Raw genomic sequence first — 13,670 nt, forward strand, 5'->3', positions numbered from 1 at the left:
CAAGTCTTTCTGAAAGTATCCAGGAGATGATTCAGCAGTACAAGGTGTGATTATAAAAAATAATTGAAATTATTTGTGTTTTTTAATACCGGACAATAAATTTTATTGTCCGGTATTGTTTTATAAATACCATTGATCTAATTGAGAGTTATATTTTCGTGAAAATTAATTATGGTTAAAAGCAGGGGGATATATTGAGCAAAAAAAGTTATGGGATTGGAATAGATACTGGAGGAACTTTTACAGATTCTATTTTAAAAAACCTTAAATCAGGTGAAGTAGAATCTTTTGCAAAGGTTCCCACCACTCACTTTGATCTTGGAAAAGGAATAGAGGCCTGCCTTGAAGTTCTTTTGAAAGATAAAAATATACAAAAGGAAGAAATAGAGGTGATTGGGGTTTCAAGCACACTTGCAACCAATGCTGTTGTTGAAAAAAAGGGGGGAGATACAGCTCTTTTTATAATAGGGATTGAAAAACATATGGAGCTTCCTGTTGCTGGGTTTAAGTTTATTGAAGGAGGTCATGATGTGTTTGGCAATGAAGTTAAACCTCTAAATATGGAAGCTTTGGTTGACGGAATTCTTTTTTTTAAGGGAAGAGTAGATTCCTATGCTGTTGTATCAGCAATGAGTTTTGCAAATCCTTCCCATGAGCTTGTTGCAAAAAAAGCAATAATTCTTGTTGATGATAAACCTGTTTATATTTCTTCAGATGTAAGCACAGCTCCTGGTCTTGAAGAAAGGGCTGCTACAGCTGTTTTAAATGCAAGACTTATGCCTGTGATGGAAAACTTTATCAAAGGCCTTAAAAAAAGTGTTGAAAAATACGCTGATATAAAAACTCTTAAAATTATTGACGGAGAAGGCGGGTTTTTAAATTTTGACGAGGTAGTTGAGCGCTCAGTTAAAACCTTTGGAAGCGGGCCTGCCTCTACTGCTTACTTTGGTGGATTAAATTCTGACAATGCCATTGTCTGTGATATTGGAGGAACAACAACTGATATTTTACTTGTTGAAAATAAAAAGCCTGTAATTGACGACACAAGTAAAATTGGTGAACTTGATACCCATGTAAGAACAATAAGAATGAAAACAATAGGACTTGGCGGTGACAGCAGAATAGGTCTTGATTTTAGGAAAAAGCTTTTTATAGGGCCTAAAAGAGTGGAGCCCCTTTGTTTTAAAGATAAAATTTTATCTCCTGATAAATGGATGGAATCCTTTGAAAATGATCTTTTATTTTATTTAAATCTTAAGGAAGAAGCCTCTTTAGAAATAAAAAAATGTTTTGAAAAAAAAGAGTATTTAACAATAAAAGATTTTTATTTAAATATGGGAAAAAATGAAAAAACAAAGGAACAAATTCAAGACTTTGTAAATAGAGGAGTTTTAGGGGTTTGCGGTTTTACTCCAACAGATGCTTTGTGCATTCTTAAAAAAATTAAAGCTCCTTTTGAAAAAAACTCTTTAATTGCTGCTTCAATTCTTTCAAAGGAACTTGGGATTTCTGTAAATGAATTTTGTGAAAAAGTTCTTGGAATTATTGAAGATAAACTTGTTGATTCTATAGTTGAGTTTTTGACTTCACACTCTTCAGGTAAAAAAATTAAAGAAGTTTTTCCTGACTGGAGACAGAATAAGTATTTAAAAATAGAGTTTGGTTCAAAATTTCCTATTATTGGTGCAGGAGCTGCCTCGGGACATTTGCTGGAGGGTGTGGCCAAAAAACTTAATACCAAACTTATTCTTCCAAATTTTCATGAACTAGGCAATGCTCTTGGAGCATTAAGTATTGTGATTGAAAAATAGTTTTTATTTAAAATTAAAAATTCTTTTAAATTTTTAAAGCACGGACTCACCAATAAATTAAGTGGGGTCGTGCTTTTTTTGATCTAAATTCAACACAATTTAAAAAAAAAGAAGTTATTTTGTATAAGACTGAAAGAAGTTATTTTGTATAAGACTGATAAAAAAATAATGGAGATAAAAAAATGCAATAGAGTGCCTAATCTAAAAAAGAGTTACTAACTTCTTTTTAACAGAATAATTGTTTTTTTGCTAAAAAATGTTTAGAATAGTTTCACTGTATAGTTTACAATATCGTTGTTTAATTTATCTTCAATTTATAAGAAAGGGAGCTTTAAAAAGTATTTTTGTTAGTAAGTAATTTGTTTTTATATCGAACAATTATCTTTAATAGGCATTTGGCTATAATAAACTCAGTAGGAGGGGAAATGGGTTTTTTTAATAACTTAAAAGTTGGACTGAGGATGAGCATAGGGTTTGGGGTTTTGGTTTTAATAATTTTTTATATTGGCTTGTCATGGTATTTTGCAGGAGCAAGGAATATGGAAAATGTAAATGAACTTGCCGAAGAAAGACTTCCAGGTGTTATTGCTATCCTTACAATGGAATATGAGTTTGAAAAGGTTGTCAGGGCTCAAAGAACTCTTCTTAATCCGGAAAACCCAGCTGAAGTGATAAGCCGGCAGTATCCAAACATAGAAGATGCAAGGGCAAGATATAGAAAGGCTATGGATGATTATTTAAAATCTGAACAGACTGAAGAAGAAAAAAAATACTGGGATGAATTTACAACTCACCTGGCAAGGTGGGGTGAGTCAAATGAAAGATTTTTAGCTCTTTCCAGAAAACTGGACAATACAGGTATTTCAAATCCAAAAGATATTATGAGCCAACTTCAAAGGTTTAAAGGTGATCATTGTGAAGTTATGAGCAAGGCTCTTCTTTTGATTGTTAAGGGACAGGATTTTGAAGGAGAAGAAGATGCTGCCACCTGTGCTTTTGGACTCTGGCGTTCAGGGTTTTTTACAAGAAATTCGGTGATTAACAGTGTAATAAGCAGTGTTAATACACCCCATATTAGATTTCATCAGGCTGTGAAACAAGTAAAAGATGCTGTAGGAAAAGGAGATATTGAGCTTGCCCATAAAATTTTTGATGAAGAAATGAGGGTGAATGCTGAAATTATATTTGCAGGTTTTGATAAAATAATTGAAGAGATTTTTGAGGCCTATCAACTCAGGGAAGAAATGGCAAGGGTTGCAATGGAAGAAGTTCGTGAAATAGAATCTCAAACTTTAGCTGCCCTTGGAGAAATAGCAAGGATTCAGATTCAGGGTGCTGATGATCAGAAAGTTTTAGCCAACAGACAGGGAAGGGCAAATATGAGGCTTTCCCTTATCACCCTTTCCATAGGATTTGTTTTAGCAGTAATTTTTGGTTTTATTGTTACAAGAAGTATACTTGTCCCTCTAAGGCAGGGTGGGGAGCTTTTTAAGGCCATAGCAGCCGGAGATATGACACAAACAGTTCCAGAAGAGCTTTTGGAACAAAAAGATGAACTTGGTGATATGGGCCGTCAGATCAATGAAATGACCACTGCTTTGAGAAAGATGTTTAAAGATCTTGGAGAAGGTGTTGAAACTCTTGCCTCTTCTTCAACAGAGCTTTCAGCAGTTTCAGATCAAACAGCCCAGGGAGCCAAAGAATCAAGGGATAGGGCTGAAGCAGTTGCAGCGGCAGCTGAAGAACTGACAGCCACCACTGATTCCATGGTTGTTAAAATGGAAGATTCTGCAGGAAACCTCAATTCTGTTGCATCTGCAATGGAAGAAATGACTTCTACTATTGCTGAAATAGCCTCCAACACTTCCACTGCCCATAATAGCACTGAAGAATCTGTTCACCAGGCAGAAAGTTTTGCAGTAGTGATGAGAGAGCTTGGAGATGCAGCCCTTCAAATAGGAAAGGTTACTGAAACCATAACCAGTATTTCAGATCAAACAAACCTACTTGCACTTAATGCCACAATTGAAGCTGCAAGGGCAGGGGAGGCAGGAAGAGGTTTTGCAGTTGTTGCCGGAGAAATCAAGGATCTTGCAGCCCAGACTGCTGAAGCAACCCAGGATATAAGTGTAAGAATAAATGGTATCCAGGAAGCATCAAAAAGAGCTGAAACAGATATAGATGTTATTATCAGGGGAATTGGCAAGGTAAATGATATTGTGTCTGCCATAGCTTCTGCCATAGAAGAACAGACTTCTGCAATAGCCGAGGTAAGTACAAATATTAACCTTGCATCAGATATGGTAAATGAAGCAAGTAATCAAAGCAGTGAAATGAAAAATGTTTCTGAAGAAATTTCAAGGGATATGGCAAGTGTAAGTGCCTCTGCAGTTCAGGTTGAAGGAGCAAGTGCTCAGCTCCAGCAAACTGTAAGGGAACTTTCAAGTCTTTCTGAAAGTATCCAGGAGATGATTCAGCAGTACAAGGTGTGATTATAAAAAATAATTGAAATTATTTGTGTTTTTTAATACCGGACAATAAATTTTATTGTCCGGTATTGTTTTATAAACACTATTAGATCTAATTGGAAAACAGTGTTTATTTAAAATTAAAAAATTCTTTAAATTTTAAAAAGCACGGACTTACAAATAAATTAAGTGGGGTCGTGCTTTTTTGATCTAAATCAAATACAATTTAAAAAAAAGAAGTTATTTTTTATAAGGCTGATAAAAGATAATGGAGATAAAAAAATGCAATGGAGTGCTGAATCCAAAAAAGAGTTATTAAAAGTTCCTTTTTTTGTAAGAAAAAAAGTGAAAAACAAAGTTGAAGATTATGTCAAAAAATTAAATCTTAAGCTTGTGGAGCCAATTCATCTTGAAGAAGCAAAGAATAGTTTTTTGGAAAATATGGAAAAAGAAATAAAAGGCTATAGTCTTGAAGCATGTTTTGGAGAAAAAAATTGTAAAAATGCAATCAAGGGCAGCCCTGATTTTTTAAATAAAATAGAATCCCTTCTTGTTAAAAAAGACATTTTGTCTTTTCTTAAAAAAAATTCAAAGGGCCAAATAAAGTTTCATCAGGAATTTAAAATAAGTGTGTCTTTTTGTCCAAACTCATGTTCAAGACCCCAAATTGCAGGCATTGGTCTTATTGCAGCATCAAAACCTGTTATAACAAAGGAACCTTGTATTCAATGCATGGAATGTGTGAAGGTATGTAGAGAAAGAGCTGTTTTTTTTAAACAAGGCTCTTTAATAATTGATTATGGAAAATGTCTTTATTGCTCTGATTGTATAAAAAAATGCCCAACATCAACTATTGCTGAAACAAAAAAAGGTTTTAGAGTCCTTGTGGGAGGAAAGCTTGGAAGACATCCAAGGCTTGGCAGGGATTTAGGTGAAATTTATTCAGAAAATCAAGTTCTTAAAATAATAAATTCAGCAGCAGATTTTATGGTTTCACAAAAAAAAGGTGCAAAACGATTTTCAGATATTTTTAATGAAGAAATTTATGATTCATTGAAGCAAGGGGCTGAAAAATGAAAAAAATAATTTTTATTTTTATAGTTTCAGGGCTTATATTTTCAGGAGTTTTGATTGTAAAAAAAAGAAAAGAAGTTTTAAACTCTTTTACCTCGGTTTCTGAAAAAGAAGTTTTGGTTGATTTTGTAAAAATTAAAAAAGGAAGTCTTGATTTAAAATATAAAACAATAGCTGAATTAAATGCAGATGAAATAATAAAAATTATTTCCCGAACAGAAGGCCGCCTTGAGTTTATGGAAAAAGAAAAAGGAGACAGGGTTTCAAAGGGAGAACTTCTTGCAGTTTTAGATACAAAAATAATTTTACAAAGAATTGAAGCTTTAAAAGGTGAAATTGAAAAACTTAAATCTGAAGCTGATTTTTTTCAAAAACGATATTCAAGGAACAAATCCCTTTTAAAAGGCGGAGGTATTTCAATAGATGAATTTGATAAATTAAAATCAGATTATGAAAAAAGCCTTGGTCTTTTAAAAAAAGCAGATGCCGATAAAAAAGCTTTGGAAAAAGAACTTGGCTTTTCTAAAATTTACTCTCCTTTTGATGGAATAGTAATTGAAAAAAAAGCTAATAAATCAGAATTTATTCCAAAAGCTACTACTTTATATGAAATTGAAAACACCGGAAAAGGTTTTTATCTGCTTGTAAATGTCCCAAAAACTTTTTTACCTTTTATTTCAGATAATAAAATAATTTTAAATCAAAACATCAAAGAGTTTTCAACTTCAGTTCTAAAAATTAATCCAAAAATTGAAAATAACAAAGAAACAATTCAACTAGAGTCAAAAAGATTTAATTCAAAAGATTTTTATCTGCCTATAGGTACTAAAACAAGTGTTTTTCTCATAAAAAAATCTGTGTCAGGTTTTGTTGTGCCAATGAACACAATTCTTTCACTTAAAGATTTTGATTATGTTTTTAGAATTAAAAATAACAATAAAACAGAGAAAATTAAGATAGAAATCCTTGGAATTGAAGGAAATCAAGGGGTTATTTATTCAAATCTTCTTGATGAAGATGATTTGCTTGTATCAGGGTATCCTTCTTTTTTAATGACTCTTTCAAGAAATTTGGAAGTAAAACCTTTAGAAAGATAAAAGATGATGGACTTTTTTAAACAATATCAAAATTATCCTCATTTTATGATTTCAGTTTTTTGTATTGTAATGATTCTTGGGTTTACAGGGTTTAAAAAGCTACCCTTAAATCTTTTTCCAGATGCTGATTATCCCGGAGCTTCTGTGGTTGTAATCTGGCCAAATGCTCTGGCAGACGATATTGAATCAAGGGTTGCTAAAAAAATTGAAACAGCTCTTAAATCAATTGATATGGCAAGAGATATAACAACTATTTCAAAAGACGGGAGCTGTGTTGTAAATATTGAGTTTGAATATGGAAAAAACGCTTCCCTTGGAGCTTCTGAAGTATCAAATGAAATAAATAAAATAAGTTCCCAATTCCCCGCTGGGGTTCTTCCAGCAAAAATTTTTAAAATAACTTCAGCATCTGCTCCTGTGGCAGTTCTTGGTGTTTCGCCTAAAAACTCTTCCTTAGGGCTGGATGGTATAAGGCAGATTTGCGATAATGACATAAAGGAATATCTTTTAAACGCAAGTCTTGTATCAGATGTAGAAGTTTTTGGAGGTCAAATACCTGAAGTTCAGATTTTAGCTGATCCCCTTAAAATGGAAGAATATAATTTAAGTCTTAATGAGGTTATCCTTGCTCTTTCACAAAACAACTTAAATATCCCGGGTGGAATTATAAGAACTGATTCTCAGGAAATTTCAGTATCTTTGATAGGTGAAAAAACAAGAATTGATTTAATAAAAGATATTTCAGTAAAGGTTACAGACTCAGGCGAAACAATATATTTGTCTGAGATTGCAAAAGTAAAAATGGGGGAAAGTTTTAAAACTTATTTTTATCATGGCAATTTTAAAAAAGCAGTAGCCATAAATATTTTAAGAGCTGAAAATAGCAATACCTATGAAGCATACAAGCAGATAAAAGAGATTCTTCCCAAACTTCAAAAATCATATCCTGATTTTAATATTGAAATTACAGATACTCCCGGAGAAATAATAGAGCTTTCTGTTTCAAATATGATAAATGCCTTAAAAAGTTCAATTCTTTTAACAGGAATAGTGATTTTTATTTTTCTTGCAGGAACAAGGCCTACTTTTTTGACTCTTATTTCAATTCCAATAACTTTTCTTCTTACATTTGCGGGAATGTATTTTTTTGATATTGAGCTAAATATTGTAACTCTTACGGGAATAATTCTTGCAGTGGGGCTTCTTGTTGATGACACTGTTGTTGTTGCAGAAAATATTGACAGACATTTAAGAGAATATAAAAAGCCTGCAGTAAAAGCTTCGGTTGACGGGTTAAAAGAAGTTTTTTTAGCTGATTTTTCAGGCACAATGACAACCATTGCTGTTTTAATTCCTGTAATGTTTGTTGGTGGATACACCCAGCAGATTTTAAGGCCTCTTGCAATTGTTCTTACCATGGCTTTATTTTCTTCATTTATTGTGTCGGTTACCCTTATTCCCCTTTTGTTTCCCTATTTTAAAAAAGAAACAAAAATAGAAAAGCTTATTTCAAATACAATGGAAAAACTTTCTTCTTTTATTGTTTCACCCTGTATTAAATTTTTTGATTTTATTTTTAAAAAATCTGTAAATAAAAAATATTTTTTTATTATCCCCATGATTTTTGTTCTTGTTATAAGTCTTCGGCAAATTCCTCTTGCAGGAAGAAATCTTATGCCCCCAATGGATACAGGAATAGTGATAATAGATTTTAAAACCTGGCCGGGAACTCCAATTGATAAAACAGAAGAAAAAGCATTTGAAATTCAAGAAATTTTAAAAAAAATTGAAGGTGTAAAAAGGGTTTCTGTTTTAGGTGGTTCAGAGCCAGGCAAAATAAGTTTTGGTTCCAAAAGAACCACAAATGAAGCAAAAATTACAATAGCTCTTGTGGACAGGTTCCAAAGGGACAAATCCATTTGGGATATTAAAAAAGATTTGAGAAAATCCCTTGGACAAATTCAGGGAATAAAAAACTTTGAAGTTTATGAATACGGAGCAACACCCCTATCTTCAATTTCAGCTCCAATAGATCTTATGATTACTGGAAAAGATCCTGATATTTTAGATAAATATGCTGAAATTGTAGAAAAAAAGCTTAAAAAAGTTAAAGGGATTACAGATGTTTCAAGATCATGGAATAAAGACAAACCTGAAATAATGATAATTCCTGATTTTGAAAAACTAAAAAGACTTGGAATAACTCCCTTAGATTTGGGAAAATATTTAAATGCTTCCTCAACAGGAATTGATGCTTCTTTTTTTAATGTTAAAAATACCCAGGGCTTTTTTCTAAATTTAAGGTTTGGTCAGGCTGAGCAGGAAATAATAAATTTTTTAAAAAATTTATCAGTAAAAACAAATAAAGGATTTCTTCCCTTAATTGAACTTGCAGAATTTAAAACAGAATTTAAAAGGGAAACAAATACAAGAAAAAATTTTGAAAATTCTGTAAATATAAAAGGTTTTAGAGATCTTGCCCCAATTTCATTTATTCAAAAAGATCTTGATAAAATAATAAATGAATTAAGTCTTTCCCATGGATATGAAATTTTCCAGGAAGGTGAAAAAAAGGCAATGGATCAAAGCTTTGGAGGGCTTAAGTCTGCTATTTTGCTTTCCATTGTTCTTGTTTATTTTTTCCTTGTAATTTCAAACAAATCCTTTGTTCTTCCTTTTGTTATTATGCTTTCAATTCCCTTTGCCATGATAGGTGCTGTCTGGGCAATTCTTCTTTCAGGTGAAAGCCTTTGCATGCCTGCTTTTATGGGGCTGATACTTTTGTCTGGTATTGTTGTTAATAATTCAATTTTACTTCTTGATTTTATTTCAGAACAAAGAAAAAAAGGAGCCAGTCGTTTTGGGGCTGTGACCATGTCAATTAAAAAAAGAACAAGGCCTGTTTTAATGACTGCGGCAAGTACTATTGCCGGGATGCTTCCTGTTGCAATGAAGCTTGCTGTAGGGCTGGAAAGACTGGCACCTTTGGCTGTTGTTGCAGTGGGTGGGCTTGTTGTTTCCACTTTTCTTACTCTTTTTTTTATCCCTCTTTTTTATTATATAGCCGATGATTTACTGAACTTTTTTAAGAAATAAGTCATTATCACAGGGATTGGAAGTGTTTTAAGTTAGGACTTTCAAACAATTATTAAGATTTCTATTTGACTGAAAGTTTTAAATAAAAGTTGAAAACTGATTGAGATTGCTCAAGGATTTTGTTATTCTCATTTATACTTACTAAACTTCGTTTTTTGTGAACAAAAAATCAAAGGTGAATTTATTGAAAAAGAAAAAGGTAATCACCATATCTTTTCTTCTTTTCGGGCTGGCCGTTTTTATAGGTTTTCTTTTGACAGCTTTTACCTACAAGGTAATGACCATTACATCCACACCTGGATTTTGTGCGTCTTGCCATGAAATTGAAGCTGCTGTTCAAACCTGGAGAACTTCAACCCATGCCTCCAATGACAAGGGACTTCGTGCAACCTGCATGGATTGTCATCTTCCCAAGGCTGAAAACACAATTGAATTTTTTTATTTAAAGTCAAAGCATGGTCTGAAAGACGTTTTTGCACACTTTTTTTTCAAAGAATATAATACAGAAAAAATGCAAAATAAAGTTCATCAGGAAATGGAAAACAAAACTTGCATGAATTGTCATTCAAACCTTTTGTATATCCAAACAGACAGAGGTGCCATGAAGGCCCACAGGGAAGCAATATATTCAGAACCTCAAAGAAGCTGTATGGAATGCCATGCTCCTCTGGTTCACATAAAAAAGGAAACTTATTCAGCAGGAATAACGCTGAATTAAACTATACCGAGGGATAACAAGGAGAAGGAGTATTGTATGAAACTAAAATCAATATCAGCGTTTATAATTTTGATTTTTATTTTTGGGCTGGCTTATGCAGGTGTTGCAAACTACTCCAAGCCCAAGGTTATGAATGTTGAAAGAGCTATGCCTGAAGAAGCAAAAGCCTGTATTGAATGTCATAGTGAGCTTAACCCCGGACTTGTAGCAGACTGGGCAATGAGCAGACATGCTCACGCAGGAATTACTTGTTATGATTGTCACAGGGCTGAGCCCGGCGACAATGATATTAACAAAGCCCATAGAAAAGAATATAATAACAAGGATCTTCCCTATGGTGATTCAAAATATTATGTTCCCATCTCAACCATAGTTTCTCCAAAAGACTGCTCGCGATGCCATGCCCAGGAAGCAGAAGAATATGCAAAAAGTAAACATGCAAATACACTTGAAATTATATGGAAAATAGATCCATGGCTCAATGACGGAATGAACTCTGAACTTGAAAGAGAGTCGGGCTGTTATTATTGTCATGGAACTGTAGTAGAAATGGAAAAAGACGGTTCGTTTAAAGAAGGTTCCTGGCCCAATGTTGGTGTAGGTCGTCTTAACCCGGACGGAAGCCTTGGAAGCTGTACAAGCTGCCACACAAGGCATAGATTTTCAATTGGAGAAGCAAGAAAGCCTGAAGCCTGCGGTCAATGTCACCTTGGCCCGGATCATCCCCAGATTGAAATTTTCAATGAATCAAAACACGGTGATATTTACCATACTTTTAAAGATGAGTATAATTGGGACTCAGCTCCTGGAACCTGGTCTCCAGGTGTTGATTATAGAGGACCTACCTGTGCCACATGTCATATGTCAGGGGTAAAAGGAGTGAATACCAGTCATGATGTTACAGAAAGACTTTCCTGGGAACTTCAGTCTGCTTTGACAATCCGTCCTGAAAATTTTGAACCTTTTCCTGCTGATACAAACTGGAAAGAGGAAAGAGCTAAAATGGCTCTTGTTTGTCAGCAATGTCACTCAAAATCATGGACAGATGAGCATTATAGAAAAACAGACAATGTAATTAAAGAATACAATGAGGTTTATTATAAGCCTGCCAAGGAAATGCTTGATAAATTATATGCAGAAGGAAAGCTTGATGATTCAAGGATGTTTGATGAGCCATTAGAAATTGAGTTTTATGAGCTTTGGCATCATGAAGGAAGAAGAGCAAGAATGGGAACAGCCATGATGGCTCCTGATTATGCCTGGTGGCATGGATTTTATGAGTGCAAGAAAAGATTTAATCATTTCATGCATGAAGCCCAGCTTCTTTTAGACGGTAAAATAGATTCCAAAAAAGCAAAGAACTATCCTAATGCAACTGGTTCAAGAACAAAACCTGAAGCTCTTAAGTATAAAAAGTAGAAAAATATAACAAATCAAGAAACCGGGCAAAAAAGTCCGGTTTTTTGATTTAGATCAAAGATATATATCTTAATCTCTGCAATTATCAGTTCAAAACAATGAAATTAATAATTTATAAATAAGGAACTGATAATGATTTTTAAAAAACTTTTCAAAAGTAAAAAGAATTCAATCCCAAAATCAACAAAGGAGGTTTTGCCCATGTTTTGTTTTCAATGTCAGGAAACTGCAAAAAATCAGGGTTGTACAAAAAGAGGAGTATGTGGAAAATCAAATGACACTTCAAATCTTCAGGATCTTCTCATTCACAGCGTAAGAGGTATGTGCGTAGTTGGATCAAAAGCTGAGCTTAAAGGCGACAAACTGAATGATTGTGCAGGATTTGCTGCAAAAGCTATGTTTTCAACAATAACAAATGCAAATTTTGATAATGATAAGATTAATGCTCTTACCAAGGAAGCTATTTCAAGAAGAGATGCTTTAATTAAAGACTTTGAAATTAAAGGTGATTTGCCTGAGTCTGCCAAATTCAGCGAAATTACAGATGAAAAAGCTGCAACTTCAGGAATTCTTTCAGAGGAAAATCCTGATATCAGATCTTTAAGAGAAACTATTACCATAGGTTTAAAGGGGATCTGTGCCTATTATGAGCATGCCAATATTTTAGGATATTTTGATGAAGAGATTTCAAAGTTCATCATTGATTGTCTTTCTGCAACAGAGGTTGAAAAAGACGGAGACAAACTTCTTCAATGGCTTTTGAAAACAGGAGAGTTTGCAGTAACTACAATGGCAATCCTTGATAAAGCAAATACTGAAACCTATGGAAATCCTGAGATTACCCAGGTAAATATAGGAGCTGGGAAAAATCCTGGGATTTTAATAAGTGGCCATGATCTTAAAGATATGGAAAATTTGCTTAAGCAGACCGAAGGTACAGGAGTTGATGTTTATACCCATGGTGAAATGCTTCCAGCAAACTATTATCCTGCTTTTAAAAAGTATGAGCACTTTGTTGGAAATTATGGGAATGCATGGTGGAAGCAAAACGAAGAATTTGAGTCTTTTAACGGTGCAATTCTTATGACCACAAATTGTATAATCCCTGTTAAGGATTCCTATAAAGACAGAATTTTTACCACAGGAATGACAGGTTATCCAGGACTTGTTCATATTGAAAAATCTGAGGGCAAAGAAAAAGATTTTTCAGCGGTAATTGAATGTGCAAAAAAATGCAAGCCTCCTGTTGAAATTGAAACAGGAACTATTACAGGCGGTTTTGGCCATCACCAGACTCTTGCACTGGCAGACAAAATTGTTGAAGCTGTAAAATCAGGTGCAATTAAAAAGTTTGTTATCATGGCAGGATGTGACGGAAGAATGAAGTCCAGGGAATATTTTACTGATATGGCAAAAGCTCTTCCCAAAGACACTGTAATTCTTACAGCAGGATGTGCTAAGTACAGATATAACAAGCTTAATCTCGGCGATATAGGCGGAATTCCAAGGGTTCTTGATGCAGGACAGTGTAATGACTCATATTCCCTTGCTGTGATAGCTCTTAAACTAAAAGAAGTATTTGGAGCAGAAGACATAAATGATCTTCCAATTGATTATGCAATTGGATGGTATGAGCAAAAAGCTGTAACAGTTCTTCTTGCACTTCTTCATCTTGGATTCAAGGGTGTAAGAATAGGGCCCACACTTCCCGGATTTTTGTCTGAAAATGTTGCAAAAACTCTTATTGATACTTTTGGCCTTAAAAAAACTACAGATGTTGAAACAGACCTTAAAGATATCATGGGATAAATAAAGTTTTATAAATATAGCAGTAAAAAAATCACACCGGATTTTTCCGGTGTGATTTTGTTTTTTCTAAACTATAGAGTTGGGTTGTTTGTTTAGTCAGAATAAGATTTAAGTGTTTGCTGCTTTTCCAGGCTTGGTTCAGCCTTAGTGTTTATTTTAAAGCCCTGTTGCAGATTGT

Annotated in this window: 8 protein-coding genes; all 8 read left to right on the top strand. The window is 33.8% G+C overall.

The genetic code is table 11. The annotated features are described in order from the left end of the window. The first annotated feature begins 194 nt into the window (after nt 1-194). The 8 genes from RBR53_09790 to hcp all read left to right on the top strand — a co-directional run bounded on the left by RBR53_09790 (nt 195) and on the right by hcp (nt 13,492). Nucleotides 195-1,811, top strand: a complete 1,617-nt coding sequence (locus tag RBR53_09790; GenBank protein MDY0132946.1) for a hydantoinase/oxoprolinase family protein — start codon at nt 195-197, stop codon at nt 1,809-1,811. A gap of 425 nt (nt 1,812-2,236) precedes the next feature. Then, nucleotides 2,237-4,303: a methyl-accepting chemotaxis protein gene (locus RBR53_09795; GenBank protein MDY0132947.1), complete on the top strand. Its 2,067-nt coding sequence runs from the start codon at nt 2,237-2,239 to the stop codon at nt 4,301-4,303. A gap of 258 nt (nt 4,304-4,561) precedes the next feature. Next, on the top strand, nt 4,562-5,356 hold the full coding sequence (locus RBR53_09800) for a sulfite reductase (GenBank protein MDY0132948.1): 795 nt from the start codon (nt 4,562-4,564) through the stop codon (nt 5,354-5,356). Next, nucleotides 5,353-6,450 (top strand): efflux RND transporter periplasmic adaptor subunit, encoded by a 1,098-nt coding sequence (locus tag RBR53_09805; GenBank protein MDY0132949.1) that lies wholly within the window; start codon nt 5,353-5,355, stop codon nt 6,448-6,450. The genes RBR53_09800 and RBR53_09805 overlap by 4 nt, the downstream gene beginning before the upstream one ends. Before the next feature lie 3 nt (nt 6,451-6,453). Next, nucleotides 6,454-9,546, top strand: a complete 3,093-nt coding sequence (locus RBR53_09810; GenBank protein ID MDY0132950.1) for an efflux RND transporter permease subunit — start codon at nt 6,454-6,456, stop codon at nt 9,544-9,546. A 184-nt stretch (nt 9,547-9,730) separates the two neighbouring features. Then, nucleotides 9,731-10,264 carry a NapC/NirT family cytochrome c gene (locus tag RBR53_09815; GenBank protein ID MDY0132951.1) on the top strand — a complete coding sequence of 178 codons (534 nt, stop codon included), beginning with the start codon at nt 9,731-9,733 and terminating at the stop codon, nt 10,262-10,264. 36 nt (nt 10,265-10,300) lie between these two features. Continuing rightward, nucleotides 10,301-11,683: a multiheme c-type cytochrome gene (locus RBR53_09820; GenBank protein ID MDY0132952.1), complete on the top strand. Its 1,383-nt coding sequence runs from the start codon at nt 10,301-10,303 to the stop codon at nt 11,681-11,683. A gap of 201 nt (nt 11,684-11,884) precedes the next feature. Then, complete coding sequence (gene hcp, locus RBR53_09825) at nt 11,885-13,492, top strand: hydroxylamine reductase (protein MDY0132953.1); 1,608 nt, start codon at nt 11,885-11,887, stop codon at nt 13,490-13,492. Nucleotides 13,493-13,670 lie beyond the last annotated feature (178 nt).

Source organism: Desulforegulaceae bacterium (assembly GCA_034006035.1).
Classification (GTDB): Bacteria; Desulfobacterota; Desulfobacteria; order Desulfobacterales; family JACKCP01; genus JACKCP01.

What these genes read in the sequence shown, in the direction of transcription:
- RBR53_09795 (MDY0132947.1), top strand. Translation starts at nt 2,237, where the DNA reads ATGGGTTTTTTTAATAACTTAAAAGTTGGACTGAGGATGAGCATAGGG.
- RBR53_09800 (MDY0132948.1), top strand. Translation starts at nt 4,562, where the DNA reads ATGCAATGGAGTGCTGAATCCAAAAAAGAGTTATTAAAAGTTCCTTTT.
- RBR53_09805 (MDY0132949.1), top strand. Translation starts at nt 5,353, where the DNA reads ATGAAAAAAATAATTTTTATTTTTATAGTTTCAGGGCTTATATTTTCA.
- RBR53_09810 (MDY0132950.1), top strand. Translation starts at nt 6,454, where the DNA reads ATGATGGACTTTTTTAAACAATATCAAAATTATCCTCATTTTATGATT.
- RBR53_09820 (MDY0132952.1), top strand. Translation starts at nt 10,301, where the DNA reads ATGAAACTAAAATCAATATCAGCGTTTATAATTTTGATTTTTATTTTT.
- hcp (MDY0132953.1), top strand. Translation starts at nt 11,885, where the DNA reads ATGTTTTGTTTTCAATGTCAGGAAACTGCAAAAAATCAGGGTTGTACA.